Genomic DNA, 26,298 nt, shown 5'->3' on the forward strand with positions numbered 1-26,298 from the left:
CGCCTGTTCACCCGCGGACAGAAACTCGCCCTCGCCGAACGCGACGGCGGCTGCGCCTGGACCGGCTGCACCTACCCACCATCCTTCACCGAAGCCCACCACATCACCTGGTGGTCCCAAGGCGGCCCCACCAACCTCGACAACGGCATCCTCCTCTGCCCCTTCCACCACCACCGCATCCACGACGACCACTGGACCATCACCATCCAAAACGGCCTCCCCTGGTTCATCCCACCCAGCCACATCGACCGCCACCAAACCCCCATCCGAGGCGGACGCATCCACCTCGCCGCCTAAACCCGAGGCACCCGCCTGCCCTTCGACAAGCTCAGGGACCGACACGCGAACCACCCTTCGACAAGCTCAGGGATCGAAACGGGAACCACGCTGCGTCGACAAGCTCCGCGACCGACACGGGAACCACCACGCGTCGACAAGCCCGGTGAACGACGCCGTTCTCGACAACCCCGCCACCCCGGTCCCTGAGCCTGTCGAAGGGCACACGAACAACCGGCGCACGCACCCTTCGACAAGCTCAGGGACCGAGACGCGAACCACCTTCGACAAGCTCAGGAACCGAAACCGGAACCAGCACGCGTTGACACCGCATGGGCACCGCTCCCCATCGCGGGCGGACTGCCGACCTCGGTACCGTGATGGACGAGCCGACGGTCGCGCGGGTGCCGTGTGTTCAGCTGCGCGTCGCGACCGACACCCGAAGAGGAGCACACATGATCATCTGGACCCGCTGGGGCATCGTCGTCTTCCTGATCTTCGGACTGTCCGTCGGCGCCGGCTTCCTCATCAAGGCGATCGTTTCTCCCGACGGCGGATCGGCGCAGTCCGGGGTGTTCGTCGGCATCGGCTTCCTGCTCGGCGCCGTCGCGTGCTGGGCCTTCGGGAAGTTCGCGCTGGCGAAGCTTGATGCACCGCGGCCGGTCGTCGTGTGGCAGCAGCTCGCGCAGCCGTACGTCAACGAGCACGGCATCACCGTGAAGCAGGAGGCCGTGCCCGTGCGCCACCCGCAGACCGGCGAGCAGCTCTACAGCCGCCCGAGCTCCACACTCTTCTTCATCCCCGTCCGCTTCTGGGCGTACGTCATCGCCGCGCTGGGTGTCGTCACGATCGTCGTGAACGTGGTGCGCGGCTGACGCTCAGCCCTGGCGACCCTTCCACCGCGGGTTCTGCCGAACACCCAGCCACGGCGGCGGACGATCTGCGACCCCGGCCTGTCCTCGAGCGACTGGAGTGATGCGCGGACCTTCCTGGTGACGTCCCGACGATCACGATGCGTGCTACCTTGTTGAGAACAATTCTCAACAGAACGTACTGTAGACCCATCGACCAGGAGAACCCGCCGTGACCACGCCTCGCATTCCGCTGACCGTGACGCTCGTGCTCGGCACCTGTCCGCCGGAGCGTCGCACCGTGGCCCGACAGATCGCCGGTCGATCCGCGGCGCTCGTCACGATCGAGCGACAGGAAGGCACTGAGAGCGCCCACCCTGACATCGACGACGCGATCGACGCCGTTGCACGACACCCGCTCGCTCCCCGGCACCTCGTCCTCGATTGCGGGAGCACGGTCCGCCCGGTCGACGCGGTCTCCGCCGTCTTCGGGCACCGCGACACGGCCGTCTTGGATGCCGTCGTGACGGTCGTCGACGCAGCCCATCTCCTGCACGACCTCCAGGACGACGAGTGGGTCACCCACGACGAGGACGGCGACACGGCCTACACCGCACGGTCGATGATCACCGTGGAGCAGCTCGAGTACGCGGACACCATCGCCGTCGCCGGCCGACGCGGCGTGACGCACGAACGACTAGCGGTGCTCCTCGCTCTCCTCAGCCACCTGAACCCGACGGCGCTGACGCGGATGGTCGAGCCGGTCGCGGCCCGGCCACGGGCCACACCCGGCACTCCGGCGACCGCGAGCAACCGCGAGCCGCTCGCGCGCTACCGGGATTCCCCGTTCGAACTGGACCGTTTCAGCACGTCCCCCGGGTGGATCGCGATGCTGAACGGCGAACACCGGCCATGGGTGGATCACGACCGCGTGACCACCCTGCGGTTCGACAGCCCCCGACCGATGCACCCGGAACGACTCCTCGCGTGCTTCGACGGACCGATCGAGGCGGGGCGGTTCGGCCGGCTCGTCCGTACGGCGGGGTTCCTCGTCCTTGCGACGCGCGCCTCCCGCGTCGGCGTACTGCAGCACGTCGGCCAGATGATCGATCTGGAACCCACATCGTTCGAGACGAACGACCCTGGCGCACCGCTCGGCCAGGAGCTCGTCGTCACCGGGATCGACCTCGACGAGGTCGCCATCACCGCCGCCTTGCACGCCTGCACGCTGACGGACGAGGAACTCCTCGCCGGGCCGGCGGCGTGGGCGCACTACCCGGACGCCTTCACGCCATGGAGCACCACCCGCGAGCACTGAGCAGCGGGCCCGTCAACTGCCCGAAACGGTTCGGATCTCGGTCGATTTCGTGCAGGTTCGGGCGACTCAGTGGATCCGCGCGCTCACCCACTCCTCGCGCACGAACCGCACGAACTGCTCGACGGCCGGTGACACCGCCCGGGCACGGCTGGTGGCGACACCGATCACCCGGACCGCCTCGTCGTCGAGCGGGACGAGCACGACGCCCTCCATGCTCGTGGAATCGGGGAGAACGGCGATCCCGACCCCGGCGCGCACGAGACCACGGAGCGTCGACAGCTCGGACACCTCCATCGTCACCCGGGGCACGACGCCGTGCCTCGCGAAGTACGCGTCCGCGATCTGCCGGAGCCCCGAGTCCGTCGTCATCGCGAGGAACTCCGTCTGCTCGAGATCGGACGCCGCCAACGACGTCCGGTCGGCGAACGCATGCCCGACCGGCACGCCCAGCGCGAGCCGCTCGGAGGTGAGCGGACGCCACTCGATCTCCGGATCACGCGGTTCCGGGCTGATGAACGCGACGTCGGCCGAGCCGGAGCGGAGCGCGTCCAGCACACTGTCGGCCTTCCCACCGTCGAGGACGAACCGGATGTCCGGCAGCAGCTGGCGGTACTCGCTCACGATGCGCGGGATGAGCCAGCCGCCGAGGGACGAGACGTAGGCGATGGACACGAGACCGGCCGAGGGGTCTCGGAGCTCGTCGATCCGCGATTGCGCGTTGTCGAGCTCGGTCTGCGCACGGAGCGCGTGCACGAGGAGGATCTCGCCGTAGCGGTTGAGTTCGAGCCGGCTGCGGTGACGGTCGAACAACTCGACCCCGGCGTCCGCCTCGAGCCGACCGATCGCCCGCGTCAGCGTCGACTGGGAGATACCGAGCGCCTCAGCGGCGTACGGGACGTGACCGTCTTCGGCGAGCGCCCGAAGGTACGCGAGTTCGTCGATCCTCATGCCCTCATGATGCCGCACCGGCGAGCCCGGCTGGGGCGGCACCTCGACAAGCTCGGTGACCGGGGAGCCGCTCGGCGACGGGATGGGCTCGGCGACCGGGGCGCGCTAGCGTGGTGCAGTGATCCGCAGACCGCGACCGAGCCAGGCGGCGACCGGCGCCCTCCTCGTCCTGGCCGGACTCGTCTGTCAGGAGCTCGGCGCGTCGATCGCGGTCACGCTGTTCCCGCAGGTCGGTCCGATCGGCATGGTGACGCTGCGCCTCGTGTTCGCCGCGCTCATCCTGCTGGCCGTCGCCCGCCCATCCCTGGGCGGACACCCGAGGAGCGCCTGGGGGTCGGCGGTCGGTTTCGGAGTCGTCCTCGCCGCGATGAACGTCTGCTTCTACCTGGCTCTGGACCACATCCCGCTCGGTCCGGCGGTGACCCTCGAGATCCTCGGCCCGCTGGCGCTCAGCGTCATCGCGGGTCGTCGATGGACGAGCGCGCTCTGGGCGGGCGTCGCCCTCATCGGCGTCCTCCTCCTCGGCGGGGTGCTCCTCCACAGCGGACCGACGGCCGCACTCGATCCCATCGGCGTCGTCCTCGCGCTCGCCGCCGGCGCCCTCTGGATCGGCTACATCCTGCTGTCGGCGCGGACCGGGACGGAGTTCCCCGGCCTGAACGGTCTGGCGATCGCCGCCGCCATCGGGGCTCTCGTGACCATCCCGCTCGCCGCGACGACCGCCGGCACCGCGCTGTTCGATCCCGTCATCCTCCTGCTCGGCCTGGGCGTCGCCGCGCTCTCGTCGGCTGTGCCGTACGCGCTGGAGTTCGTCGCCCTCCGACGACTCAGCGCTGCGACCTTCTCGATCCTGCTCGCATCCGCGCCGGCCATCGCCGCGATCGCCGGACTCCTCGTGCTCGGTCAGGAGCTCACGACACCGCAGTGGCTCGGCATCGCCTGCGTGGTCGGTGCGGGCATCGGCGCCGTGCTCTCAGCCCGACGGGGTCCCTCACCCGAGGTGCAGCCGAGCATTGCGCCGAGCTGATCGTCAGGTCAGGATGCGGCGAAGCGGGCGTGCACCCGGGACGAGACGGTGATGTCTTCCGGCTTGAGGTCGAGGGCGGTGTCGCCGGCAGGAGCCGCGGCCCCGCGCATCATCGGTGCCGCGGCCTGACTCGACGGCGAGCGGGTGTCGTCGCCCAGCATGCCGGGTTCCGCCAGGGCGACCGGCCGCACGGCGCCGAGCCCGAGGCTCCTGGCGTAGGCGGTCGCGCGGTCCACGGCGTCGCGGACGGCGTTGTGCTGAGCCTCGGCCGTGATGCGGTGCTTCGTCGCCTCGGTGAGCGCCCAGGTGACACCCGTCACCGTGACGCCGTCCTGGGTCGCGATCTCCTCGGCCCAGCGGGCCAATGCCTGCAGGTCGGCGAACTTGACCTCGAGTGCGACCGTCGCGTGGTGCACGAGCGGCAACTGCTTCCCGTCCTTGTTCCACGGCCGCTCGCTCCACACCCGCAAGCGATCGGCCGACCACCAGGTCACGGCCGACTGTGCGCGGAACTGCTCCGCCGCCTGACTGAGCGCACGGTGCAGTGCGGTGGTGTGGGAGACGACGGGCTCACGTTCCGGCCCCTGGAACCCCGCCGAGATGAGGACGGTCCCACGTTCGGCCGGGTGGTGGTAGTCGAAGCGGCCCTCGACGGTGATGATCGTTTCACTCATACCCGGCACTCTATCCCGCGACGGCGGCTACGCTCTGGACCATGACGGACGGCGGAACCTGGGCGGATCGACGACATGGACGACGGGGGAACGAGTACGGTCCAGCCAGTCGGGGACTCCCGCCGGGCGATGTGGAGACCGTCGCGAAGTACCTCAAGGAGCGCGTCTACGCGACCTTCACCGGCCTCGCGATCGTCCTCGTGCTGGCGGCGAACGTGGAGCACCACGACGCGCCCGACGCGCTCTTCTCGCTCGTCATCGGCGTGGTCGGCATCACCCTCGCCGGCCTGGTCGCCGAGATGATCGCGCACCTCGCCGCCCACGGTGCGTTCCCCGACGAGCGCGGGTGGCACTCCATGCTCCGGATCGCCTGGGGCTCGCTGCTCACCGTCGCGACCCCCACCATCCTGCTCGTGCTCGCCGTGTTCGACGTCATGGAGGTCGAGACCTCCCTCCGCGTGTCCGCGATCGTCTACCTCGTCACCCTCGGGCTCAGCGGTTGGTTCGCCGTCCGCCGCGCACGGCTGTCCGTCTGGCAGCAGCTCATCGCGCTCGCGGCCCTCGTCCTCCTGGGGGTCCTCGTCATCGGCGTGCAGGTCCTGGCCCACGGCTGAACCGCGGGTTCGGGCTCGGGCCCCGTCGGAAATGCCGGAGGGGTCGACGACGTTGAGGAGCACGTGAGCACTCCGGAGACCGTCGACGTCGTCGTGATCGGCGCGGGTCAAGCCGGGCTGTCGGCCGCGTACCACCTGCATCGCCGCGGATTCGTCCCGCTGGGCACCGCCGAGGGCGCGACCGCAGCACGCACCTTCGTCGTCCTCGACGCGAACGACGCCCCGGGCGGCGCCTGGCAGCACCGATGGCGGTCGCTCACCATGTCGACCGTCAACGGGATCTACGACCTGCCCGGCATGCCCAAGCCCGAGCTCGATCCCGCGTCGCCGAGTGTCGACGTCATCCCGCCGTACTTCGCGGCGTTCGAGGAGCGTTTCGCCCTTGTGGTCCGCCGCCCGGTACAGGTCCGCGCAGTCCGCCGCGAGGACGACGACCCGCACGGTCGGCTCCTCGTCGAGACCGCACCGGGCGCCGACTCCCCGGGTGCCGATTCCTCTGCCGCCGTGTTCCGAGCACGGGCGGTCGTCAACGCGACGGGCACGTGGACGAAACCGTTCTGGCCCGCGTACCCAGGGCGGGAGCGCTTCGCCGGACGCCAGCTGCACGTGGCCGACTACGTCTCCGCTGACGAGTTCCGCGGCCAGCGCGTCGTCGTCGTGGGTGCCGGCATCTCCGCCATCCAACTCCTCGAGGAGATCTCGCGGGTGGCGGAGACGGTGTGGATGACGCGACGCGAACCGGAATGGGTGGAGGACGACTTCGACACCGCCGCCCGGGTGGAGGCGATCAAGGGCGTCGAGGAACGCGTGCGCCAGGGCCTCCCGCCGGGCAGCGTGATCTCCGTGACGGGGATGCACTGGACGCCGTGGGCGCGGGCGGCCGAAGCGCGCGGTGTCCTGGTGCGTCAACCGATGTTCCGTCGGATCGAGGAGCACGGCGTGGTTCTCGCCGACGGCTCCTTCCTCCCGGTCGACGCCATCCTCTGGGCCACCGGGTTCCGGGCGGCGCTCGACCACCTCGCACCGCTCGGCATCCGGCTGCCCGGGGGCGGCATCCGGATCGACGGCACCAGGGCGGCCGACGAGCCGCGGGTGCACCTGATCGGGTACGGCCCCTCAGCCTCGACGGTCGGCGCGAACCGGGCCGGGAGGGCAGCGGTCCTGGCGATCCTCGCCGACCTCGACGCCACCGTCGCCGTCCCTCAGCGCTGACCCCGTCACTGCACCGGCACGGGGATGGGCACCGCGGGAGCCCGCTCGGAGCGCACGAAGCCGATCCCCAGCAGGATGCACACCCCGCCGAGGAGCTGCGCGAGCGACAACTGCTCCCCCAGGAGGATCCACGCGAATCCGGTCGCCGCGACCACTTCGAGGAGGCCCGCGAACGACGCGAGTCGGGAGCCGAGCATCTGACTCGCGGTGATACTCGCCGCATAGGCGACCGCCGTCGACACCACCCCGACGAACAGGAGCGGCACCCACCAGGCGACGTCGGTGCCGAGCACCGTGACGTCGGCGTCGGAGGTCGTGAAGGGCACGCCGACGAGCCCGGCGAGCCACAGACTGAGTGCCCCGATGAGCAGACCGATGGCGGCGAACGCCACCGGAGGCAGCCCCTTCGCCGGCCGCGCCGAGATGACGTAATACGCGGCGCAGCCCACCATCGCGAGGATGGCGAACAGCAGGCCGACCGGATCGAGCGTCGAGCCACCGCTCGGAGCGACGACGAGCACGAGCCCGACGAGTGACACGACGGAGCCGACGAGGACGACCGTCGCGGGACGACGTCGGGTCAGCACCCACGCGACGGCGACGAGCAGCAGCGGCGCCATGTACTCGACGAGGATCGCGGTCCCGACGGCGATGGTCTGCAGCGCCGCGAAGTAGACGAGCTGCGTCGCCGCCACCCCGATGAGGCCCATGCCGAGGAGTCGCCAGCGGCCACGCCAGACCGCGTCCCAGCGACCGCGGAGTGCGATGAGGGCGAACGGGGCGAGCACCAGGCCACCGATCAGGGCGCGGACCGTGACCGCGGCAGCGGGGCTCCACCCCGACGCGAGCACCGGTTTGATGAACGCTCCGGAGGTGCCGAACGCGACCGCCGCGAGCACCGCGACGAGCAGACCGACCGTGGTCGAGGACGTGTGCTTCATGGGTGTCTCCAGCTGCCGCGAGTGGGGCCGGCGGAAGAGGTGGACGCCCGGCTGAGATGAAGCTACTCTCGGAGAGAGTAAGGAGTCAACTTGCATTTTGCCCCTGACACCGAGGATGCGCTGCTCTTCGCCGCGCTACTCGTGAACACCCGCGCATCGGCGTCCCGCAGCGGCGACGACGAACTCGCGACACCGCCACAACTCGTGGAGCTCTTGCGCGTCAGTCGGTACTCGGGTCGGGTCGACGGCGACGAGCCCGAGCGGGCCGCAGTGGCGGCACTCCGAGAGCGGATCCACGCGCTCTGGGCCTCCGACGCTGACGCCCCGGACACCCGCGACCGCGCCGTCACCGAGATCAACGCGATGCTCCGGGAGTCAGCCGCGCTCCCCCAACTGCGCCGCCACGACGGCTTCGACTGGCACCTCCACGCCACCGAGTTCGACGCACCACTCGTCGATCGTGTCCAGACCGAGATCGCCATGGCACTCGTCGACGTCGTCCGGTCCGACGCCTGGGACCGCCTGAGGCTCTGCGCCGCGGACGACTGCGACGGTCTGCTCGTCGACCTGTCCCGCAACGGTTCGAAGCGCTACTGCTCCGTCCGCTGCAGCAACCGCGTCAACACGATCGCCTTCCGCGCGAGAGCGCAGTAGCGGGCGTCACCAGACCCGGATGACGACCATCACTGCGATCTCGTCACATCCCAGAGGTGGTGCACCGGGTCATGGATGAAGTAGCGGCCGAGGGTCTCGGTCGTGAAGCGCGCGCCGTCGCTCCGGCGGCCCGTCCGCGCGAGCGCGTCGTCCGGCACCCGCTCGAACGCTGCGGCGAGCACCGTCGCGGCCTCGACCAGTTCCGCGGAGACCCGTTTCGGGTCCTGCTCGCCGTAGCGCTCCTCGAGAGCCGTCGCATCCTGGTCCCAGTTCTCGAACGCGGGATCGTCCTCGTCGAGGACGAGCCGCAACCGGACGTCGAAGATGCGGAACACGTCGCGCACGTGGGCCGCGTACTCGAGCGGCGACCAGGTCCGCGGGTCGGGCCGATCCCGGACGTCGGCACGCTCCAGCACCGCCGGCCACGCGGCGGCGTTCGCCAGGATCAACCCGGGGAGGTCCCGGAAACCGAACCGCGAGGTGTCCATCCCGCACTCGGAGCAGGCGCGCTCGAGGACCCAGGTCCAGTTCTTCGTGTCCGGGACGATGGTGTCGCCGTCGGGGGTGTTCGTCGTCATGGGTTCACTCTAGGAAGCGGCGTGACCCAGCGCCCTCGCGAAAGCGTCATCGTGCCGCGATCCGCCGCCACCGTCCGCTGGCGGCGCCGTGCCGATGCCTCCGTTACCCGGCGGGGGCGACCGGCGGGGCGCAGACCATCGCCGAGGCGGCGAGCTGCTCCGCCATCTGCTGCTCGGACCACGGGAGCGCGATCTCGGGGGCTTTCTGCCCGCTCGCCGGTGCCGCCTTGGCGCCGATCGATGCGAGCTGCATCGCGAGCGTCTGCGCGAAGCCCGCCCCGAGCGTCGAGTTGTTCAGCATGACGACGACCGTCAGTCCGGACGTCGGGTCGGAGAAGGCCGCCGAGAGCGAGCCGGGGATCGCGCCGGCCTGCCCCCGGAGGGGACCGATCTGCAACCCACCCACACCGAAGCTCTTCCAGGTCGGCTCAGCCTCGCCCAGCGAGACGGGGTCCTTCCACTGCTTCTTGTACGTGCTGTCGTTCAGCAGCGAGCCGGACGCGAAGGACTGGGTGAACTTCCGCAGATCGTCGACCGAGGAGACGACGCCGCCGGCGGTCCACACCATCGAGGGCGACAGCTCGGTCTCGTCCGTCGGTGCGTCGCACTGGTAGGTGCCGTCCGCGATGCGCGGCGTCAGGTACCCCTTGGGGTGCGACCCCGGCAGCTCGACGGTGGAGGCGTCGGGGAAGCTGGACTTCGACATGCCGAGCGGCGAGAAGACGTAGTGGTCGTACAGGGACTGCCAGGACTGACCGGTCAGCTCCTCGAGCGCCATGCCGAGCAGGATGTACCCGGTGTCACTCGAACCGAAGAGCGCCCCCGGAGCCGTCCGCGTGCCGCTCGCGAGGCCGTTCGCGAGGATCTCGGCCATCGACCAGTTGCGGGTCGGGTTGGTGACGAACTGGGCGTTGAGCGCGGGCGTGTAGGTGCCGAGCCCCGACGTGCCATTGCACAGCTGCTGGTAGGTGATGCCCTCGATGCCCTGCACCTGCGGGAGGGTCTTGTGGACCTGGTCGGTGAGCTTGATCTTGCCCTCGTCGACGAGTTCGAGGAGCACGGTGCAGGTCATCGGGCGCGTGGTGTCGCCGATGCGGTAGACCATGGACGGGTCCATCTTGGTCTTGCCACCCGGCTCGGTCGTGCCGACGCCGGCCGTGTAGCTCCCGGCCCACGGCGCCCAGACGCCGACGATGGCACCGGAGGATCCGGACTGGGTGACGGCGGCCTCGACCGCCGCCGTGATGGCGTCGGTCGTGTCGCCCGCGAGCGTGCCGCTGACCTGGTCGGGGAAGTCGGTGTCGGACACCGAGGGGCCCGAGCAGCCGACGAGCACCGTCGCGAGGGTCGCCGCGGTAAGGAGTGCGGCGAGACGCCGGCGCCTCGGAGCTGTTGCAGTCAAGTCATCCCCCTGATGAGCGGTCTGCGGAGCTGCAGACTGTTCCCGATTGTAACCGGGCGCGGCTGAGAGCTGCGGTCGCACGCCGCGTGCCGGTCACACGGGCGGCGGACCTGGTGCGGGGCCAGTCGATGGTGTTCCCTGGAGAGGTGACCTCGAACGCCTTCCCGCAGACCACCGTCGACGCCGTCCTGGCGCACATGAACGGCGACCACCCCGACGACAACGTGCTCATCGTGCGAGCCTTCCTGGAACCCACGGCCGAGGCCGCCACCATGATCTCGCTGGACGGGACGGGTGGCGAATGGACCTGGACAGTCGACGGCACCGCCGCGGGTGGGCGGGTGCCCTGGCCCGCCGGCGCGATCACCGAGCGCGGCGAGATCCGACGCGAGGTCGTCGCCCTCTACGACGCCGCGTGCGCCCGTCTGGGCGTGGAGCCACGCCTGCACGACTGAGCGACGGCCACCCCTCGGCCGTCGACCTCGGATGACGGCCTCAGGTGACCAAACCGTCGACGCCCGCACCTCCGAACTCCTCAACGCCCCGGGACGACTCGCGGCACGAAGGATCAGGAGGCATTCCCATGCGTCATTCACCCAACCGGCTCCTCGCCGCCGTCTTCGGCGCGGTCTACGTGGTCGTCGGACTCCTCGGCGGGATCGTCGCCGGAGGCCTGCCGTTCCTCACCACCGAGGGCGGTCTCCTGCTCGGGATCTTCGAGGTCAACCCGCTGCACAACATCGCGCACGTCCTCATCGGGGCGGCCCTGCTCATCGCCGGGCTCTCGAACGTCGTCGCGGCCAAGACCGTGAACACGGTGATCGGTGGGTTCTACCTCCTGCTCGGTGTCGTCGGGTTCTTCATCGTGGGCTCCGCGCTCAACATCCTCGCGCTCAACACGGCCGACCACTTCCTCCACCTCGCGAGCGCCGTGGTGCTGCTCGGCGCCGGGCTGGCTGCGGACAAGCGCACGCACCGGGCGGCGACGGCCTGACATGTCGGTCTCCGTCGAACGGCAGGACGCCCGGACGGGTGAGGACGACGCGGTCCGCTCCGGCACGACGTCGATCTCGAACTGTCTGCTCGCGATGTGCGCACTCGGCGCCGGTCTCGTGTTGATCGCGACCGGCGCCGGATCCTCTCCCGTGGGTGCGATCCCGCTCGTCACCCTCGGCGTCGCCGCACTGCTCTGGTCCGTCGTGGTCCTGGTCCGCGACCGGGTGCCGGGCCTCCGTGCGTCCTTCGCCGGCGCGGTGGGCGCGGTGGTCGTCTGGGTGGCGCTCTACGGACTCGCCTCCCTCGGCGTCACGACCGTGCCGCCGTTCCTGCCGACCCTCTCGTCCACGGTGTCGCTGCTCTTGGTCGCCGGGGTGCTCGCACGGCGACTCCGGCGGGTCACCCTCGCATCGACGGCGCCGGACGAACTCGAGCTCGACGCCCTGGTGACGCGCGCGACCCGTCGGCCGCATCGCGAGCCGAGCACCGGACGGTACGTGCTCACCCTGCTCGTCGGGGCGGCGTTCGTGGCGGCCCTCACCACACCGGCGCTGGCGCAGACCAACGCCGGTGCGTTCGCGGTCCCGCACGGTTCCCTGCACAGCAGCCACTGATTTCCTCCACAGCGACAGATCCACCCTCCCGTTCAGGAGCCCGGCCCGTTACACTTAGGTAACCCTTACCGAGCCAGCCGACGCGGAGTCCGACATGAGCACTGTGATCCCCTTCTCCCAGGCCCTGCGCGAGCGCACGTCCTCCGGCCACTCCTCCAGCGAGGGGGCGGACTTCATGAGCGACCTCATGACCGGGAAGGGCTCGAAGGAGGACTACATCGCCCTCGTCGCGCAGCACTTCTTCATCTACGAGGCCCTCGAGGTCGCAGCCGACCGCATGCGCGCCGATGCCGTCGCCGCTCCGTTCATCAGCGACAAGCTGACGCGGCTCCCCGCCATCGTGCAGGACCTCGAGTTCCTCATCGGTCCGGACTGGCGCGACCAGATCACCCCGCTCCCCACCACGGCCCGGTACGTGGCACGGATCAACGAGGTCGGCGCCGTCTGGCCCGGCGGCTTCGTGGCGCACCACTACACCCGGTACCTCGGCGACCTCTCGGGCGGGCAGATCATCCGCACGCTGATGCAGCGTCAGTTCGGCTTCGACACCAACGGCGTCGGCTTCTACCTCTTCGGCGACATCGCGAAGCCACGCGAGTTCAAGGACACCTATCGTGAGCAGCTCGACGCCGTCCCGTGGGACGACGAGGAGCAGGCCCGCGTGATCGACGAAGTCATGGTGGCGTACCGCTTCAACACCGACCTCTTCCGCGACCTCGCGACCGCGAAGGCCGCGGCGACCGCCGTCGCCTGATCCGTCCCTCTCAGCCCTCGGCCGGTTGCAGCGCTGCCCGCGAAGCACCCCTCCCGCGGCTCGCCTGCGCGGCGTAGCATCTCGGGCATGGACGTCATCCTCGTACCCGGCTTCTGGCTGGACGCATCCTCGTGGAGTGCGGTCACACCCCCGCTCGAAGCGGCAGGCCATCGGGTCCGACCACTCACGCTCCCCGGGCTCGAGAGCGTCACTGCCGACCGCGCCGGCATCGGCCTCCGCGACCACGTCGACGCCGTGGTCGCCGAGATCGACGCCGGTGCCGAGCCCGTCGTGCTCGTCGGGCATTCCGGCGGCGGCGCCATCATCTCCGCCGCGATCGACGCCCGCCCCGACCACGTCGTCCGCGCCGTGTACGTCGACTCGGGTCCGCTCGCCGACGGTGCGTGCATCAACGAGGAACTCCCCTCGTCGGGTTCCGACATCCCACTGCCCGACTGGACGGTGTTCGACGCAGAGGACCTCGTCGACCTGGACGACGAGCTCCGTGAACAGTTCCGGGCCAGAGCCGTCCCGCAACCGAAGGGCGTCGCCGTCGACCGACAGCAGCTCTCCGACGACGACCGTCGCCTGTCCGTCCCGGCGACCGTGGTCGCGTGCGAGTTCTCCTCGGAGATGCTGCGCGGCCTGATGGAACAGGGGCACCCGTACGTCGCGGAACTGGCGCGGCTGCACGACGTCGAGTTCGTCGACCTCCCGACGGGTCACTGGCCGCAGTTCACGAAGCCAGCGGAACTCGGCGCGATCCTCCTCCGGGCCGTCGATCGCACCTGACGACGGTCCACCCTCGACCAGGCCGGTCAGCGCGAGGCGTCGACGGGCGCTCAGGTCATGAGGTACGCGAGCGGCAGGATGCCGAGAATCGCGACGAAGATCAGTGCCAGCACGGCGTACACGGCGATCTGCGCGCCGCGTCCCTTGATGACCGCCTGCCCCCGCGGTGCGAGCGAGCCCGAGACCCACTGCTGCGCCGGGGCGATGTAGTCGAGCGTCGGCGCCTCACCGGGGTGCAGCAGGTAGTCGGCGCGGCCGAACTCCCACAGCCACGCCATCGAACACGAGACCTGCACGGGCCGGTCGGCCGGCACCGTGAACTGCGACGGTCCCCAGCTCGGGCGATGCTCGAAGCCGTCGATGCGGACCACGAGTGGGATGAACCCCCAGTATCCGGCGAACGGCGGCTTGCTGGCGTTCAGCTCGAGCGTGCGCCAGGCGGTGATCGGACCGGGCTGCGGCCAGCCCTGCTGCATGGGATGCGTCATAACCGACAATCGTAGGGTCACCGACCCCGTTCGTTCGCCCCTTTTGGGCGACGGAGCGCCGATTCGCCCGACAATGGGCGAACGGACGCTACTGCCCCGACATGAACCGCTTCACGTCGGTGTCGACGATGATGTCGCTCGGGCGCAGCGGCCGGGAGAGGTAGAGGCCGTCGAGCGTCGAGATGCGGCTGAGCGCGACGTAGCTCTGTCCCGGGCTGAACGCGCGGCTGCCCAGGTCGACGATCGCGCGGTCGTAGGTCTTGCCCTGCGACTTGTGGATGGTGACCGCCCACGCGAGCCGCAACGGGAACTGGGTGAACTCGGCCACGATGTCGCGCTTCAGCTGCTTCGTCACCGAGGAGTAGGAGTACTTGTACTTCTCCCACGTCGCCGGCTCGACCTCGAACTGCTCACCGTCGACCTCGACCCAGACGGTGGAGTCGATCTTCACCACGGTCCCGAGCGTGCCGTTCACCCAGCGACGCTCGCTGTCGTTGCGGAGGAACATGACCTGCGCACCGACCTTGAGGTCGAGCGCCTCGTCGGCGGGGAACGCCCGCCCGCCGAAGTCGCCCGAGACCTCCGCGTTGGCGGTGAGCGGCTTGCCGTCGAGCTTGGCGAGCGCCGCCTTGTTGATGCGGTCGACGGTGTCGTTACGGCTCGCGAGGGTGATGACGCCGTCCTCCGGAGGGGTCCTGGCGCCCATGCCGTTCAGCCGGCCGGCCATCTCGGCAGTGACCTGGCCGTGCCGGACACCGTTGAGGAGGTACTTGAACTCGGCCTCGTGCTGGCGGTGGATCTCGGTGAGCTCGACGAGCTGCAGCGGCGTCTCGGACCACACCTTGGCGTCGAAGAACCAGAACGAGCGGTAGGTGTCGGCGATGTACGCCCGCTCCTCGAGGCTGCCCGGCACGGGAGCGAGCTGGTACGGGTCGCCGAAGAGCACGATCTGCACCCCGCCGAACGGCTCGCGCGGCCGCTGTCGGGCCTGCCGGAGGCTCCGGTCCATGGCGTCCATGAGGTCGGCGCTCACCATGGAGACCTCATCGACGACGAGGGTGTCGATGGAGTTGAGCAGCTTCCGGGTTTGATCGTTCTGGTCGATCGTGTGATCGGCGATGAGCCCGATCGGCAGGCGGAACAGCGAGTGGATCGTCTGGCCGCCGACGTTCAACGCGGCGACACCCGTCGGGGCGCAGATGGCCAGCTGCTTCGAGGTGTTCCAGGCGAGGTGGTTGAGGAGCGTCGACTTCCCGGTGCCCGCTCGACCCGTCACGAACAGGTGCTCGCGGGTGCTCTCGATGCGATCGAAGACGGCTTGCTGCTCGGCGGAGAGGGCTACGCGCATGATGCTTCGGTTCCCTCCCGTTTTCGCCCTCCAATCCTATGCGAGGTGCCCGCCTAGGATGTCAGGATGAGCCATGTCGCGACACGTGGGGAGCTGCGACGCCCGGGAACGGTGCGCGGTGCGCTCGTCCGCGCCGTCGTGCTGTGGCTCTGCATCGCGGCTCTACTCGTCGCGGCCATCGTCTCCGCCTGGTCGGCCGTCGCCCGCGACGTCTACGGCGCCGGTTCCTTCGCACGCGGGTACCTGGACGCCCTCGCAGACGACGATGCCGCGACCGCGCTCGCGTTGCCCGGAGTCGCTCTGAGTTCCGCCGAACTCGCCGACGCGGGGTTGCCCTCAGACAGCTCGGACGCCCTGCTCCGGAGCGAGACACTCGGCACGATCGAGGACGTGCGCCTCGTCTCCGACGTCACGACCGCCTCGGGCGTCCACGAGGTGACCTTCTCGTACCGACTCGCGGGGCAGCCGCACCGCACGGCGTTCTCGATCACGAGCGGCGAGCGCACCTTCGGGCTGTTCCCGTCGTGGCGCTTCGAGACGAGCCCCCTGAGCGTCGTCCAGCTGACGGTCGCACACACGACCGGGTTCCGGGCGAACGGCTTCGAGCTCGACACCCGTCGCGTCGCCGAGGGGACCGAGGGGGCCTTCACCTCCACCATCCCGCTCCTCACCTTCACACCGGGCAGCGTGGACTTCGACGTCGACACCACCTACCTTGCGGCGGCGGTGGAGACGGCGACGACGACCGAGGTCGCGAGCGTCGTCGACGCCGAGGTGACCGCGACTGCCACCCCGGACTTCGTCGGGGAGGTCCAGACCCAGATCGACGGGTACCTCGACAACTGCGCCACACAACAGGTCCTCCAGCCCACCGGGTGCCCGTTCGGCATGGTGATCCGCGATCGCGTGGACGACCTACCGGTGTGGTCCATCGCGACCTACCCCGTGGTGGCGGTCCAACCGGGCGACACCGGTTGGCAGATGCCGGCGACGGCCGGCGCCGCGCACCTCGTCGTCGACGTGAAGTCACTGTTCGACGGCACGGTCTCGACCCTCGACCAGGACGTCCCGTTCACGCTGTCGGCGTTCGTGACGATCCGCGACGACGGCTCCCTCTACATCGACCTCCGCTGAAGCCCGCGAACTGTCACTCCAGCACAGTCCGACACCCCTCACACTGTTCCGGAGTGACAGTTCGCGGGCTAGGAGCGGGTGTCGTTGGCCGCCATGCGCGCGAGACGCTCGTTGTACTCGTTGAGCTCCGCGTCGTTCGTGCGGTCCGCGTTGCGATCGAGTCGCTTCTGGTCCTTCGCGTCGCTCTTGCTCCACGAGATCGCGACGGCGACGGCGAGCGCCAGGGTCGGGATCTCGCCGACGCTCCAGGCGATCCCGCCGCCCGTCTGCTGGTCGAGGAGCGGCACCTGCCCCCAGGTGCGTCCCATCGCCCCGAACCAGTCGGCGAGGAACAACCCGGTCGAGGAGATGATCGCCAGCCCGAAGAACGCGTGGAACGCCATCGTCGCGAAGAGCAGCAGCAGCCGCATGGGGTACGGCAGGCGGTACGGGACCGGGTCGATGCCGATGAGCGACTGCACGAAGAGGTAGCCGGTGATGAGGAAGTGCACGACCATCCACTCGTGCCCGATGTGATCCTCCATCGACCAACGGAACAGCGGCGTGTAGTAGAACACCCAGAGCGATCCGGCGAAGAGCACCGCGGTGACGATCGGGTTCGAGATGATCCCCGCGAACTTCGAGTGCACGGCGAGGAGCACCCACTCCCGACCCCCTCGGGAGTCGTCGGAGCGCTTCCGCACCGCCCGCGCGAGCAGCGTGACCGGTGCTCCGGGGACGAGGAGCACGGGGACGAGCATGGTGAGCCCCATGTGCCCGAGCATGTGCACGCTGAAGAGGTACGGCTGGTAGACGTTGATGCCGCCGCACGTGAGGTAGAAGAGCACGAGCAGCCCGAGGACCCAGCTGACGGTGCGCAGGATCGGCCAGGAGTCGCCGCGGCGGTGCAGGCGGACGACGCCCGCGATGTAGAAGAAGATGCCGAACGCACAGGCCAGCAGCCACAGGAGGTCGATGTTCCACTCGGTGAAGTAGCGGGAGAAGGTCAGTTCCGGCGGCAGTTCCTCCCCGGTGAGCAGCACCGCTGGTGTCGGCGCGGTCGGCACGGTCTGGTCGACCGGCGGGGCGGTCTTCGCGAGGGCCGCGGCGGCACCGGAGGCGATGCCCATGAACCCGAGCTCGAGGGCGACCAGCCACCAGAAGGTGCCGGTGCGGCCCGCTGGGGTGTCCGCGCGCGCAGCGGCGGAGCGCTCGATGCGGCCGATGAGCACCCGACGCTGCAGCGCGCCGAACAGGCCGAGCGCAAGCAGCGCGAAGACCTTGACGAGGACGAGGATGCCGTACGGGGTGCCCAGGCGGTCGAGCGAGCCGATGCGCAGCTCAGCACTCACGTACCCGGAGACCGCCACGACGACGAAGGACACCAGTGCCACGGTCGAGTACCGCATGAGCACGGGGGCGAGCCGGCCGTCTTCGAGGGTCTTGCGGATGAAGACGAGCGTGAGCAGACCGCCGAGCCAGATGGCGGCGAACACGAGGTGCAGGCCGAGTGCGGTGACGGCGGCGTTGTGCCCGCTCGCCTCGGCGGAGTGACCCTGCTGGGCCATCGGCAGCAGCGACACGAGGGACAGCCCGAAGACGAACACGAGCACCGTGTGGTTGCGGACGGCGAAGCAGAGCACCGTGACGGCCGCGGCGATGAGGGTCGTCTGCAGCCAGGCCTGACCCGACTCGATCCCGGTGAAGAAGAGGCTGAGCTTCGCACCGAACGCGTCGTCGAAGGTGAGCGGCACCTGCGTGACGTTCAGGAAGGTGAAGAAGCCCGTCACGCCGGACGCGACGGTGAAGACCGCGGCGCCGGCTGCGGCGACGTCGAGCGCCGCGCCGTACTCGCGCCGGTCCGGGCTGAGCGCCCAGCAGGCCATGAGCAACGCGCCGATGGTGACGGCGGCGCTCAGGTTGACGAGCAGTTGTGCGATCGGGAGTCCCCACCGCACGACGGCGCCGGGATCGCCCAGGAGTTGCGCATCCGCTCCGCCGCCGAAGGCCAGACCCGCGAGGAGGGTCGCCACAGCCACGAGGAGCAGGAGGGCAGGACCCGCGAGGCGGACGACACGATTCACGCTGCAAGCCTACGCGGCGCTGCTGGGAACCCCGACCGCAGTGGGATCAGCCGGCGCTCGGTCCCTGAACCGAACCACCGGTCCCTGAGCCGAACCACCGGTCCCTGAGCCTGTCGAAGGGCGCCGCTCACGCCCGGACGAGAAGGGTCGACGACCCGTCCTCGAGCCGCCGCACCTCGATGCGTTCGCCGATGCGCTGCTTCATCTCCTCGACGTGGCTGACGACGCCGACGACGCGGCCTCCGGCCGACAGCCGACCGAGCTCGGCCATCACCGTGTCGAGCGTCTCGGGGTCGAGGCTGCCGAACCCTTCGTCGACGAAGAGCGTGCCGAGCTCGACACCGCCGGCCTCGCCCGTCACGACGTCCGCCAGCCCGAGTGCGAGGCAGAGCGAGGCGTAGAACGTCTCGCCACCGGACAGTGACTTCGGATCGCGACGCCGGTCGGTCCGGTGATCGTGGACCGTCAGCGACAACCCGACGCGCTGGCTGCGGGAGGGTCCTTCCTTGACATCGCTGCGGACGAGCTCGTAGCGCCCGCCGGACATCGACTCCAGACGCGCGTTCGCCGCCGCCACGACATCCTCGAATCGGCGCAGGAGGACGTAGGTGCCGAGGGTGACCCTCGTGCTGTTCTCGCTGCCCGTGGCCGACACCACGTCGGCGAGGCGGACGACGGCCGCGGCCTCGCGGACCGCGTCGGCGTTCTCGTCGGCCGCCTCGGCGAGTGCCGTGCAGGCGGCAGCCGCGTTGGCCGCTCGTCGCGCGGAGACGGCGGCCGCTGCCGTCGCGGTGCCTGCCGCCGCCTCGGCGTCGGCCAGTCGTCGGGCCGTCGCTTCGACGTCGGGGGCGGCGGTACCGGCGACACCGGCGAGAGCCGGGCTCGCGAGTGCTTCCGCGTTGGCGGTCGTGTGACGCAGGTGGTCGGCCACCCGCGCCTCGGCGCTCGCCCGTTCGACCCCGTTCATGGCTGCGGCTTCCGCGGCCGCGCGGTCGGCGAACCCGGCCCGCTCGAGCGCCGCCTCCAGCTCGACCGCGCGCTCGGCGTCCCGCAGGCGCCGGTCCGCGACGGTCGCTCGTGCCGCCGCGAGCAGCGAGAGCGAGGAGAGCTCGTACTCCAGCATCGCGTCGAGCTCGGCGAGTGAAGCTGCTCGGCCGGCGAGGACACCGGCCACCTCGGCGCGGGCCTGCTCGTGGGCGCGCTGCGCGGCGGCGAGCCGCTCCGTCAGCGTCGCCCGAGTGGCGGTGCGTTCCGACACCGCGACCACGCCGGCCAGGTGCTCGTCCGCGAGGCGCCCGGCCTCCGCGACCTCGGCGTCCGCCTGCTCGGCGGCGACCACGGCCTCCGCGTACTGCCGATCGGCCTCCGCAGCGGCCGCATCGACGGCCGCCCGCGCAGCGACCGGGTCGAAGCCGGTGGTCGCCGCCGTCGACGCGTCGGACGAGCCGGTTACAGCCACGTCGCTCGGGTCGTCGGCCAGCGCGGCGAACTGCTCGACGAGGCGGTGACGCTCCGCCCGAGCGATGTCCCGGGCGTTCTGCGCCGACTGCATCCTCGCCTCGGCTTCGGCCCGCGCGACGGATGCCGCTTCGACCGCGTCCGCGTCGGGGTGGTCTCCGTCGAGCACCGCGGGCGCCGGGTGGCTCAGCGAGCCGCAGACGCTGCACGGCTCGCCGTCCCGCAAGCCGGTGGCGAGTTCACCCGCCATACCCTCGATCCTCCGGAGGCGCAGCGACGTCTCGACGTCGATCGCCGCCTTCGCGGCGGTGGCGGCCTCGGTGACCTCGTCGGCGAGCCCCGCGAGGCGTTCGTCGGCCGCGTCCACCCGATCCAGCACCGCACGGCGTTCAGCCGCGCGCTCGACGGACCGGGCGGCCCTGGCCGACTCGGTGGCCGCACGTGAGGCGCGCTCCGGTGCCGAGCCGAGCGCTGTCCGGCGGGCGTCCCGTCGCGTCTGTTCCGCTGCAAGCTCGGCGAGCCGTTCGTCGACGGTCGCGAGCTCCTCGGCGAGTGCTGCGAGCGCGCGTTCGCGATCGGTGTCGGCGGCTTCGAGGACGAGCACGGCCGCCATCGACGCCCGCTCGACGGTGAGGGATTGACGGCGCGCGGTGACGGACGCGTCGTCGAGTGCGATGATCGCCTCGTCGGCCTGCTCCTCCATCGCGGCGAGCGACGCGACGGCGTCCTCGAGCGCCATCGATGCCGTGGCCGCTCCGGCGAGCGCGGACGCCACGGTGTCCGCCCGAGCCGCTGCCGCGATCCGTTCGGAGAGCCGCGCGACCGGTTCGTCGTCCACCGAGAGCAGCTCGCGCTCGGTCAGCAGCTCCGCGCGACGTTCGATGGACGCGAGCAGCGTCTGGGCCGCGGCGTGTTCGGCGCGAGCGCGTTCCAGGGCGACCCGAGCAGTGCCAGCGGTCGAGGCGTCGGCGGCGGCGTGGCGCTCGAGGACGGCGACGATACGCGTGGCGTCACCGACGAGGTCTTCGGAATCGGGTTCGAGCGGGACCGCGAGGGTCGCGACGTCAGGGTCTGGGTCGGGCTCCGCAGTCGCGGTGTCGCCTGGCTCGGCATCGACTCTCGAGGGAGCGTCCATCCCGGCCGGGGTGTCCGCTCCCCTGCCCGCGACGAGTTCCCGTGCGTCGTCGAGTTCGGCTGCTCCCGCGAACCGGGCGATCGCGCGGCCCAGCGCTTCTCTTGCCCCTTCGATGTCCCGCTGGGCCTGCCGTCGCTGCTCGACGAGGTGCTTGGCGACCCGCTCGTAGTGCTCCGTCCCGAACAGGGACCGGAGGAGTTCGCTGCGCTCCTCGCCGCCGGCGGCGAGGAACTTCGCGAACTCGCCCTGCGGGAGGACGATCGTCTGGACGAACTGCTCCCGGGTGAGACCGACGATCCGGCTGATTTCGGGACCGATCTCCTGCGCGCGGGTCGACAGGGTCTCTCCGGCCAGTGCGTCGGGATCGGTCAGGCGGACGAGGGTGGCGCTCGCCTGCTGCGGTGTGAAGCCGGCACCGCGCTGCTTCGGCCGCTGGTAGGCCGGCGTCCGCCGCACCCGGTACACGCCGGATCCGGTCTCGAACACGAGTTCCACGAACGGTTCCGTCCCGGGCTGCGCATGGTGGGAGTGGAGGCGGTCCTTGCTGGCCCCGGTACCGGCGAGTTCGCCGTACAGCCCGAACACGATGGCGTCGATGATCGTGGATTTGCCGGCGCCGGTCGGTCCCTCCAGGAGGAACAGACCAGCCCGCCCGAGTTCGACGAAGTCGATGGTGTGCTCGCCGGCGTACGGCCCGATGGCCTGCAGCGTCAGTCGGTGCAGTCGCATCAGGCGCTCACCTCCGCGGCGAGTGCCGCCTCGTTCGCCGCCGCGATGAGCTCACGCTCGCGAGTGGTCGCCGGTGCACCCGTCGCGTACTCGATGAACTCCGCGGTGACCTCGACCGGATCGGAGACCGCCGTGACGGCTGCGGCGCGCGCTTCCTCGGAGCGGTTCGCCGGCGCGTGCGACCAGACGAGCAGGTGCGGGAAGCGTCGGGTCAGCGTCGCGTACAGCTCCGGTGGCCGGACGTCGTCGGTGACCGTGGCGCGCACCCAGGCGTCGACGGCGTCGTCTCCCGCGGGGCCCTGCAGCTCCGCGAGGGTTCCGATGACGTCGACGAGCCGACGCGGCACCGGCGCCGGCAGCAGCTCCAGGTGCACGGAGCCGTCGGCGGCGAGGTCGACCAGCACGCTCGACTTCACCTGGTTGCGTTCGGAGAAGGAGTAGGCGAGCGGCGACCCGGAGTACCGCATGCGGTCGACGCCCGTCGCGGCCCCGACGCGCTGCGCACCGTGGAGGTGGCCGAGCGCGACGTAGTCGAAGTCGTCGAACAGCTGGGCGGGCACCGCATCGACCCCGCCGATCCGGATGTCGCGTTCGCTGTCGCTCGCGAGACCACCGATGACGAAGGCGTGCGCGGCCACGACCGATCGGACCGCTCCGTGCTCGCGGCGCTGCGCGAGATCGGCTCGGACGCTCGCGAGGGCTGCACCCATGACGGCGGCGTGCGACCGCGCGAGCGGCTGGTCGTCCGGGGAGAGCACCCCTCGTGCGGTGTCGGGGTCGAGGTAGGGCAGCGGGTAGAAGGCGACGGGCCCGTGTTCGTCGTCCACCAGGACCGGTTCGCCGATCCGCGCGAGGTCGGCTCTGATGTCGATCCCGTCGCGCAGCATGGCGGCGCCGAAACCGAGCCGGATGGCCGAATCGTGGTTGCCCGGTGCGAGGATGACCCGGGTGCGGCCCGCCAGCCGCCCGAGCGACTCCGACAGCAGCGTCACCGCCTCGACCGGCGGGATGGCGCGGTCGTAGATGTCGCCGGCGACGAGGAGGACGTCGACCTCGTGGTCCACGACCGTCTGCTCGAGGTGCGCGAGGAAGTCGCGTTGGAAGGGGAGCAGGTCGACCCCGTGCAGCGAACGGCCGAGGTGCCAGTCCGAAGTGTGGAGGATCCGCATGACAGCAATGCTAGGCCGAGCCGCCGACACCTCGCCGCGCCCCGGATGGCACCCGGACGAACGACAGCAGGGCGTCGCTCTCGCGACGCCCTGCTGTGTGGTCTGGACCGACGGAGTGTCTCCGCGGTCCGAGTCCGTGCGGGCTCGCGCCCGCGACGACTTACTTGACGGAAGCCTTGAGCTTCGAGCCGGCGGTCACCTTGACGCGCTTGCCGGCCGGGATCTGGATCTCGGCGCCGGTCTGCGGGTTGCGGCCCGTGCGAGCGGCGGTGTCGGTCTGCTCGAAGGCGATCCAACCCGGGATCGAGACCTTGCCGCCCGTGGCGACGGTCTCAGCGACGGTGGTGAACAGCGCGTCGACAACGCTGCCGACGGTCGCCTGGCTCTGGCCGGTCGATGCGGCGATGGCGGCGACGAGTTCGGTCTTGTTCAAATTTGCCATTGTGAGGGTCCTCCTCGGACGTTGCTGCAACGTACAGCTGATGTGTTGGTAGCGAAGGTGTCGCTGATACGGCACCAACTGGTCGGTGTGACCGCCTCGAATGTAGCAGCAATCCGCGAGATTTCGCGGATTTCTCCGCTCTACGCGGACAATCGGGCCCGCGTGTCGGTCGTTTCCCAGCTGGGAGCCGTCGGTGCGAGCGCTCAACGGACCCCGATGACGCTGTGCCCGGCCGCCCGCGACAGCAACCACGCCTCGATCGTCGGGAAGAGGGTCAGGACGGCGATCGCGAGGAACGCGAACTGATACGGCAGCAGCTGGCCGCCACCGACCCCGTCCTCGAGGGAGAATCCGGTCGTCAGCAGGATCGCCCCGACGGCGACACCGAAGCCGCTCGCGACCTGTTGCAGGGTCGAGTTGAGCGTGTTCGCCCGAGACATCGCAGCGGGTTCGACGTCGGCGAACGTGATGGTGTTGTACGCCGTGAACCCGATCGACCGGGCGACGCCGCTGACGAAGAGCAGCAGTGCCGTCAGCACGATCGACGTGTCGGCGGTGAGGAACGCCATCCCGGCCATGCACAGGACCCCGATCAGGTTCGACGACACGAGCACCAGACGGAATCCGAACCGCCGCAGCATCCAGGTCGTCGCCGGTTTGATCGCGAGGTTGCCGGCGAAGAGGAAGAGCACCATCGATCCCGCCTGCACCGGTGTCCAGCCGAACGCGTCCTGGAACAGCAGCGGCAGGAGGAAGGGGACGGCGCTGATCGTGAGTCGGTAGACGCTGCCGCCAGCGTTGGCCAGACGGAAGGTCTCGATCCGCAGCGAGCGGAGATCGACGAACGGGTGCGGCGCACGGAACAGGTGTCGGATCGCGAGGGCGAGCAGGACGACACCTGCCACGAGCGACCCGATGAACCACCGGGCGTCGAACCCGGCTCCGGACACCAGGGACGCCGCCACCAGGAGCGACGCCAGCCCGACACAGGCGAGGGACAGGCCGAGCCAGTCGAGCGGCGGCACCTCGTCGGCGGCGAAGTCGGGGACGATGCGGATCGCCACGACGAAGGCGACGACACCGATCGGCACGTTGATGAGGAAGATCCAGTGCCAGGAGGCGTACTGGGTGATGACCCCGCCGAGGAACGGCGCGATGATCGGGGCGGCGAGGGCGGGCCAGGTCAGCAGGGCGACGGCCTGGATCAACCGCTCCTTGGGCGTCACCCGGAGCACGGCCAGCCGGCCGACCGGCACCATCAACGCCCCGCCGACGCCCTGGAGCACCCGGAAGCCGACGAGCATCGGCAGGCTCGAGCTCAACGCACACAGGACGGAGGCGATCGTGAACACCGCGATCGCCAGCGCGAAAATGCGCTTCGCACCGAACCGGTCCGTCAGCCAACCACTGACGGGGATGAGGACGGCCACCGTGAGCAGGAATGCGGTGACGGCGAGCCCGACGGCGGTCGACGAGGTGCCGAGGTCGCGCGCGATGCTCGGTGCGGCTGTGGTGAGGATCGTCCCGTCGAGGTTCTCCATGAAGAAGCAGCCGGCGACCAGGAGGGCGATGGCTCGTTGCGTGCGGACGTCCAGCAGCGCCTCCTCGATGGATGTGGGAACCGTCCGATCCTTGCAGCTGTCGCCGACAACGCGAAAGGGCCGCCCGCGATGCGGACGGCCCTTCCGGTGTTGCGATGCTGTGTCAGCGGAATGTGACCTCCGACTGAGCGGTTGTTACCAGCTCGACTTGCGGACGCCGGGCAGTTCGCCCTTGTGCGCCATGTCGCGGAAGCGAACGCGGCTGATGCCGAACTTCGAGAGGTTGCCTCGCGGGCGACCGTCGATCGCGTCGCGGTTGCGAAGGCGAACCGGCGAAGCGTTGCGAGGAAGCTTCTGAAGGCCGAGGCGAGCTGCTTCACGCGACTCGTCGGTCCCGGCGGGGTCGACGAGGGCCTTCTTTAGCTCGGCGCGCTTCGTGGCGTAGCGGTCGACGATAACCTTGCGCTGCTCGTTACGGGCGATCTTGCTCTTCTTAGCCATGTTTAGCGCTCCTCTCGGAATTCAACGTGCTTGCGCACTACGGGGTCGTACTTCTTGAGCACGAGACGGTCTGGGTTGTTGCGACGGTTCTTCTTGGTCACGTACGTGTAACCGGTACCAGCCGTCGAACGGAGCTTGATGATTGGACGGACGTCCTGCTGCTTAGCCATTAGATCTTCACCCCACGAGCGAGAATGTCCTTGACGACGGATTCGATGCCACGGGCGTCGATCACCTTGATGCCCTTGGCGGACACCTTGAGGGTGACGTTACGACGCAGCGAGGGCACGTAGTAGGTCTTCTTCTGCACGTTCGGGTCGAAGCGGCGCTTCGTGCGACGGTGCGAGTGCGAGATGTTGTGACCGAAGCCGGGAACGGCTCCTGTCACCTGGCACACTGCTGCCATAGTAGTTTCTCCTTCATTACCGCAGGGCGACTGCCCTGCCCAAGATCTCTTGTCGGCGTGCGCGATCCCGGTCTGCGTGAGCGGTGGGGGATCGTGGACACGATGTGGACATGGAGCGTCCACACCAAGGGTCAAGCGTACGCTGTGACCAGGCGTTTTGCAAATTCGTGTTTCTACCACTTCACGCGCTGTGCGCGTCAACGCACTGCGTGTTAACGCAAAATGGCCACCCA

At 69.9% G+C, this 26,298-nt stretch carries 27 protein-coding genes and 1 pseudogene; 13 read left to right on the plus strand and 15 right to left on the minus strand.

The genetic code is table 11. The features are described 5' to 3' along the window. The 3 genes from BIU99_RS08215 to BIU99_RS08225 all read left to right on the plus strand — a co-directional run. Window positions 1-297: HNH endonuclease signature motif containing protein (locus tag BIU99_RS08215; RefSeq protein WP_139205382.1), on the plus strand; the 297-nt coding region annotated here is incomplete at its 5' end. Between the two features lie 434 nt (window positions 298-731). Next, a complete protein-coding gene (locus BIU99_RS08220; RefSeq protein WP_064294781.1) occupies window positions 732-1,151 on the plus strand; it encodes a hypothetical protein in 420 nt (139 codons plus the stop codon). A gap of 208 nt (window positions 1,152-1,359) precedes the next feature. Further along, window positions 1,360-2,445, plus strand: a complete 1,086-nt coding sequence (locus tag BIU99_RS08225) for a GTP-binding protein (RefSeq protein ID WP_071260749.1) — start codon at window positions 1,360-1,362, stop codon at window positions 2,443-2,445. Between the two features lie 66 nt (window positions 2,446-2,511). On the opposite strand, the gene BIU99_RS08230 is transcribed toward BIU99_RS08225, so the two are convergent. Continuing rightward, window positions 2,512-3,393, minus strand: a complete 882-nt coding sequence (locus BIU99_RS08230; RefSeq protein WP_071260751.1) for a LysR family transcriptional regulator — start codon at window positions 3,391-3,393, stop codon at window positions 2,512-2,514. A 118-nt stretch (window positions 3,394-3,511) separates the two neighbouring features. Between BIU99_RS08230 and BIU99_RS08235 the strand changes: the two genes are divergently transcribed. After that, window positions 3,512-4,420: a DMT family transporter gene (locus BIU99_RS08235; protein ID WP_254773597.1), complete on the plus strand. Its 909-nt coding sequence runs from the start codon at window positions 3,512-3,514 to the stop codon at window positions 4,418-4,420. A gap of 8 nt (window positions 4,421-4,428) precedes the next feature. Here BIU99_RS08235 and BIU99_RS08240 read toward each other — a convergent pair whose 3' ends face one another. Next, complete coding sequence (locus tag BIU99_RS08240) at window positions 4,429-5,094, minus strand: SIMPL domain-containing protein (RefSeq protein ID WP_071260753.1); 666 nt, start codon at window positions 5,092-5,094, stop codon at window positions 4,429-4,431. A 41-nt stretch (window positions 5,095-5,135) separates the two neighbouring features. Here BIU99_RS08240 and BIU99_RS08245 point away from each other — a divergent pair, with 41 nt between their 5' ends. Further along, window positions 5,136-5,708, plus strand: coding sequence for a hypothetical protein (locus BIU99_RS08245; RefSeq protein ID WP_139205383.1), 573 nt, complete (start codon window positions 5,136-5,138; stop codon window positions 5,706-5,708). Between the two features lie 63 nt (window positions 5,709-5,771). Further along, window positions 5,772-6,920, plus strand: a complete 1,149-nt coding sequence (locus tag BIU99_RS08250; RefSeq protein ID WP_064294776.1) for an NAD(P)-binding domain-containing protein — start codon at window positions 5,772-5,774, stop codon at window positions 6,918-6,920. Between the two features lie 5 nt (window positions 6,921-6,925). Here BIU99_RS08250 and BIU99_RS08255 read toward each other — a convergent pair whose 3' ends face one another. Then, complete coding sequence (locus BIU99_RS08255; RefSeq protein WP_064294775.1) at window positions 6,926-7,861, minus strand: DMT family transporter; 936 nt, start codon at window positions 7,859-7,861, stop codon at window positions 6,926-6,928. Window positions 7,862-7,951: 90 nt separating this feature from the next. On the opposite strand from BIU99_RS08255, the gene BIU99_RS08260 reads away from it, so the two are divergent. After that, window positions 7,952-8,515, plus strand: coding sequence for an ABATE domain-containing protein (locus tag BIU99_RS08260; RefSeq protein WP_082915964.1), 564 nt, complete (start codon window positions 7,952-7,954; stop codon window positions 8,513-8,515). Window positions 8,516-8,544: 29 nt separating this feature from the next. Here the strand turns inward: BIU99_RS08260 and BIU99_RS08265 are convergent, their stop codons facing one another. Together BIU99_RS08265 and BIU99_RS08270 are read right to left on the minus strand one after the other, a co-directional pair. Then, window positions 8,545-9,093, minus strand: a complete 549-nt coding sequence (locus BIU99_RS08265) for a DinB family protein (protein WP_071260756.1) — start codon at window positions 9,091-9,093, stop codon at window positions 8,545-8,547. 103 nt (window positions 9,094-9,196) lie between these two features. Continuing rightward, a complete protein-coding gene (locus tag BIU99_RS08270; protein ID WP_071260758.1) occupies window positions 9,197-10,495 on the minus strand; it encodes a serine hydrolase in 1,299 nt (432 codons plus the stop codon). Between the two features lie 146 nt (window positions 10,496-10,641). Here BIU99_RS08270 and BIU99_RS08275 point away from each other — a divergent pair, with 146 nt between their 5' ends. The 5 genes from BIU99_RS08275 to BIU99_RS08295 all read left to right on the plus strand — a co-directional run bounded on the left by BIU99_RS08275 (window position 10,642) and on the right by BIU99_RS08295 (window position 13,651). Continuing rightward, window positions 10,642-10,950 carry a DUF2470 domain-containing protein gene (locus tag BIU99_RS08275; protein ID WP_369808447.1) on the plus strand — a complete coding sequence of 103 codons (309 nt, stop codon included), beginning with the start codon at window positions 10,642-10,644 and terminating at the stop codon, window positions 10,948-10,950. 128 nt (window positions 10,951-11,078) lie between these two features. Then, window positions 11,079-11,489: a DUF4383 domain-containing protein gene (locus BIU99_RS08280; protein ID WP_064294771.1), complete on the plus strand. Its 411-nt coding sequence runs from the start codon at window positions 11,079-11,081 to the stop codon at window positions 11,487-11,489. A 1-nt stretch (window position 11,490) separates the two neighbouring features. Beyond that, window positions 11,491-12,105, plus strand: a complete 615-nt coding sequence (locus tag BIU99_RS08285) for a hypothetical protein (RefSeq protein ID WP_071260760.1) — start codon at window positions 11,491-11,493, stop codon at window positions 12,103-12,105. 94 nt (window positions 12,106-12,199) lie between these two features. Continuing rightward, on the plus strand, window positions 12,200-12,859 hold the full coding sequence (locus BIU99_RS08290) for a heme oxygenase (biliverdin-producing) (RefSeq protein ID WP_064294769.1): 660 nt from the start codon (window positions 12,200-12,202) through the stop codon (window positions 12,857-12,859). Window positions 12,860-12,946: 87 nt separating this feature from the next. Beyond that, complete coding sequence (locus tag BIU99_RS08295) at window positions 12,947-13,651, plus strand: alpha/beta fold hydrolase (protein WP_064294768.1); 705 nt, start codon at window positions 12,947-12,949, stop codon at window positions 13,649-13,651. A gap of 50 nt (window positions 13,652-13,701) precedes the next feature. Here the strand turns inward: BIU99_RS08295 and BIU99_RS08300 are convergent, their stop codons facing one another. Together BIU99_RS08300 and BIU99_RS08305 are read right to left on the minus strand one after the other, a co-directional pair. Beyond that, window positions 13,702-14,139: a hypothetical protein gene (locus BIU99_RS08300; protein WP_064294767.1), complete on the minus strand. Its 438-nt coding sequence runs from the start codon at window positions 14,137-14,139 to the stop codon at window positions 13,702-13,704. An 88-nt stretch (window positions 14,140-14,227) separates the two neighbouring features. Next, window positions 14,228-15,487 (minus strand): ATP-dependent RecD-like DNA helicase, encoded by a 1,260-nt coding sequence (locus tag BIU99_RS08305; protein ID WP_371263774.1) that lies wholly within the window; start codon window positions 15,485-15,487, stop codon window positions 14,228-14,230. 66 nt (window positions 15,488-15,553) lie between these two features. On the opposite strand from BIU99_RS08305, the gene BIU99_RS08310 reads away from it, so the two are divergent. Continuing rightward, window positions 15,554-16,621: a hypothetical protein gene (locus BIU99_RS08310; RefSeq protein ID WP_083397257.1), complete on the plus strand. Its 1,068-nt coding sequence runs from the start codon at window positions 15,554-15,556 to the stop codon at window positions 16,619-16,621. A 68-nt stretch (window positions 16,622-16,689) separates the two neighbouring features. Here the strand turns inward: BIU99_RS08310 and BIU99_RS08315 are convergent, their stop codons facing one another. From BIU99_RS08315 to rpmB, 8 genes and pseudogenes are all read right to left on the minus strand, one after another. Then, entirely contained in the window at window positions 16,690-18,684 is a 1,995-nt protein-coding gene (locus BIU99_RS08315) for a cytochrome c oxidase assembly protein (RefSeq protein WP_071260764.1), read from the minus strand. 127 nt (window positions 18,685-18,811) lie between these two features. Next, complete coding sequence (locus tag BIU99_RS08320) at window positions 18,812-22,006, minus strand: AAA family ATPase (RefSeq protein WP_071260765.1); 3,195 nt, start codon at window positions 22,004-22,006, stop codon at window positions 18,812-18,814. Beyond that, window positions 22,006-23,175, minus strand: coding sequence for an exonuclease SbcCD subunit D (locus BIU99_RS08325; protein WP_071260766.1), 1,170 nt, complete (start codon window positions 23,173-23,175; stop codon window positions 22,006-22,008). The genes BIU99_RS08320 and BIU99_RS08325 overlap by 1 nt, the downstream gene beginning before the upstream one ends. A 160-nt stretch (window positions 23,176-23,335) precedes the next feature. Next, a complete protein-coding gene (locus BIU99_RS08330) occupies window positions 23,336-23,617 on the minus strand; it encodes an HU family DNA-binding protein (RefSeq protein WP_064294762.1) in 282 nt (93 codons plus the stop codon). A 203-nt stretch (window positions 23,618-23,820) separates the two neighbouring features. After that, window positions 23,821-25,233, minus strand: a pseudogene (locus tag BIU99_RS08335) (DHA2 family efflux MFS transporter permease subunit); the annotation flags it as partial. Between the two features lie 120 nt (window positions 25,234-25,353). Then, on the minus strand, window positions 25,354-25,659 hold the full coding sequence (rpsN, locus tag BIU99_RS08340) for a 30S ribosomal protein S14 (RefSeq protein WP_064294760.1): 306 nt from the start codon (window positions 25,657-25,659) through the stop codon (window positions 25,354-25,356). Window positions 25,660-25,661: 2 nt separating this feature from the next. Beyond that, on the minus strand, window positions 25,662-25,829 hold the full coding sequence (gene rpmG / locus BIU99_RS08345) for a 50S ribosomal protein L33 (RefSeq protein ID WP_056010525.1): 168 nt from the start codon (window positions 25,827-25,829) through the stop codon (window positions 25,662-25,664). Next, window positions 25,829-26,065, minus strand: coding sequence for a 50S ribosomal protein L28 (gene rpmB / locus BIU99_RS08350; RefSeq protein WP_056010522.1), 237 nt, complete (start codon window positions 26,063-26,065; stop codon window positions 25,829-25,831). The genes rpmG and rpmB overlap by 1 nt, the downstream gene beginning before the upstream one ends. Between the last annotated feature and the right edge of the window lie 233 nt (window positions 26,066-26,298).

It is taken from the genome of Plantibacter sp. MMLR14_011 (genome assembly GCF_001865025.1).
In the GTDB taxonomy this organism is placed as follows: Bacteria; Actinomycetota; Actinomycetes; order Actinomycetales; family Microbacteriaceae; genus Plantibacter; species Plantibacter flavus_A.

Bases quoted from the DNA above. Each gene is read 5' to 3' on its own strand.
- BIU99_RS08285 (WP_071260760.1), top strand. From the start codon at position 11,491: ATGTCGGTCTCCGTCGAACGGCAGGACGCCCGGACGGGTGAGGACGAC.
- rpsN (WP_064294760.1), bottom strand. From the start codon at position 25,659: ATGGCTAAGAAGAGCAAGATCGCCCGTAACGAGCAGCGCAAGGTTATC.
- BIU99_RS08220 (WP_064294781.1), top strand. From the start codon at position 732: ATGATCATCTGGACCCGCTGGGGCATCGTCGTCTTCCTGATCTTCGGA.
- BIU99_RS08320 (WP_071260765.1), bottom strand. From the start codon at position 22,006: ATGCGACTGCACCGACTGACGCTGCAGGCCATCGGGCCGTACGCCGGC.
- rpmB (WP_056010522.1), bottom strand. From the start codon at position 26,065: ATGGCAGCAGTGTGCCAGGTGACAGGAGCCGTTCCCGGCTTCGGTCAC.
- BIU99_RS08280 (WP_064294771.1), top strand. From the start codon at position 11,079: ATGCGTCATTCACCCAACCGGCTCCTCGCCGCCGTCTTCGGCGCGGTC.
- BIU99_RS08255 (WP_064294775.1), bottom strand. From the start codon at position 7,861: ATGAAGCACACGTCCTCGACCACGGTCGGTCTGCTCGTCGCGGTGCTC.
- BIU99_RS08230 (WP_071260751.1), bottom strand. From the start codon at position 3,393: ATGAGGATCGACGAACTCGCGTACCTTCGGGCGCTCGCCGAAGACGGT.
- BIU99_RS08240 (WP_071260753.1), bottom strand. From the start codon at position 5,094: ATGAGTGAAACGATCATCACCGTCGAGGGCCGCTTCGACTACCACCAC.
- BIU99_RS08310 (WP_083397257.1), top strand. From the start codon at position 15,554: ATGAGCCATGTCGCGACACGTGGGGAGCTGCGACGCCCGGGAACGGTG.
- BIU99_RS08265 (WP_071260756.1), bottom strand. From the start codon at position 9,093: ATGACGACGAACACCCCCGACGGCGACACCATCGTCCCGGACACGAAG.
- BIU99_RS08295 (WP_064294768.1), top strand. From the start codon at position 12,947: ATGGACGTCATCCTCGTACCCGGCTTCTGGCTGGACGCATCCTCGTGG.
- BIU99_RS08290 (WP_064294769.1), top strand. From the start codon at position 12,200: ATGAGCACTGTGATCCCCTTCTCCCAGGCCCTGCGCGAGCGCACGTCC.
- BIU99_RS08325 (WP_071260766.1), bottom strand. From the start codon at position 23,175: ATGCGGATCCTCCACACTTCGGACTGGCACCTCGGCCGTTCGCTGCAC.
- BIU99_RS08245 (WP_139205383.1), top strand. From the start codon at position 5,136: ATGACGGACGGCGGAACCTGGGCGGATCGACGACATGGACGACGGGGG.
- BIU99_RS08330 (WP_064294762.1), bottom strand. From the start codon at position 23,617: ATGGCAAATTTGAACAAGACCGAACTCGTCGCCGCCATCGCCGCATCG.
- BIU99_RS08300 (WP_064294767.1), bottom strand. From the start codon at position 14,139: ATGACGCATCCCATGCAGCAGGGCTGGCCGCAGCCCGGTCCGATCACC.
- BIU99_RS08305 (WP_371263774.1), bottom strand. From the start codon at position 15,487: ATGCGCGTAGCCCTCTCCGCCGAGCAGCAAGCCGTCTTCGATCGCATC.
- rpmG (WP_056010525.1), bottom strand. From the start codon at position 25,829: ATGGCTAAGCAGCAGGACGTCCGTCCAATCATCAAGCTCCGTTCGACG.